The organism is Pseudomonas sp. USTB-Z (assembly GCF_019691255.1).
GTDB lineage: Bacteria > Pseudomonadota > Gammaproteobacteria > Pseudomonadales > Pseudomonadaceae > Aquipseudomonas > Aquipseudomonas alloputida.
This window is the reverse complement of record NZ_JAECZP010000064.1, coordinates 1-902: the sequence shown is the minus strand read 5'-3', so window position 1 is coordinate 902 and position 902 is coordinate 1. Positions and strand designations below refer to the sequence as shown.

Annotated in this window: 1 protein-coding gene; it reads left to right on the top strand. The window is 60.4% G+C overall.

The annotated features are described in order from the left end of the window. A partial coding sequence (gene bamA / locus I8746_RS26850; protein WP_221101220.1) for an outer membrane protein assembly factor BamA occupies positions 1-902 on the top strand: 902 nt, incomplete at both ends.

Here is a 902-nt window from a genome sequence, read left to right as displayed (position 1 = left end):
GAGATCTTCCAGCGTGCCACCCTCGAAGGTGTGCGTAATGAGCTGCAGCGCCAGTACGTGGCCCAAGGGCGCTACTCGGCCGAGGTCGACGCCGAGGTGGTGCCGCAGCCGCGCAACCGTGTGGCGCTGAAGATCAAGATCAACGAAGGCACCGTCGCCGCCATCCAGCACATCAACATCGTGGGCAACAACGTATTCGATGATGAGACCCTGGGGCAGCTGTTCGAGCTGAAGACCACCAACTGGCTGTCGTTCTTCAAGAACGACGACAAGTACGCCCGTGAAAAACTCTCCGGTGACCTGGAGCGCCTGCGTTCCTACTACCTGGACCGCGGCTACATCAACATGGACATCGCCTCCACCCAGGTGTCCATCACGCCAGACAAGAAGCACGTCTACATCACCGTCAACATCAACGAAGGCGAGAAATACACCGTTCGCGACGTGAAGCTGTCCGGTGACCTCAAGGTGCCGGAAGACCAGGTCAAGTCGTTGTTGCTGGTGCAGCCGGGCCAGGTGTTCTCGCGCAAGGTGATGACCACCACGTCCGAGCTGATCACCCGCCGCCTGGGTAACGAAGGCTACACCTTCGCCAACGTCAACGGCGTGCCGCAACCAAACGACCAGGACCACACCGTCGACATCATGTTCGTGGTCGACCCGGGCAAGCGTGCCTACGTCAACCGCATCAACTACCGCGGCAACACCAAGACCGAAGACGAAGTGCTGCGTCGCGAAATGCGCCAGATGGAAGGTGGCTGGGCGTCGACCTACCTGATCGACCAGTCCAAGACCCGTCTTGAGCGCCTGGGCTTCTTCAAGGAAGTCAACGTCGAGACCCCGCAGGTGCCTGGCACCGACGACCAGGTCGACGTCAACTACAGCGTCGAAGAGCAGGCCTC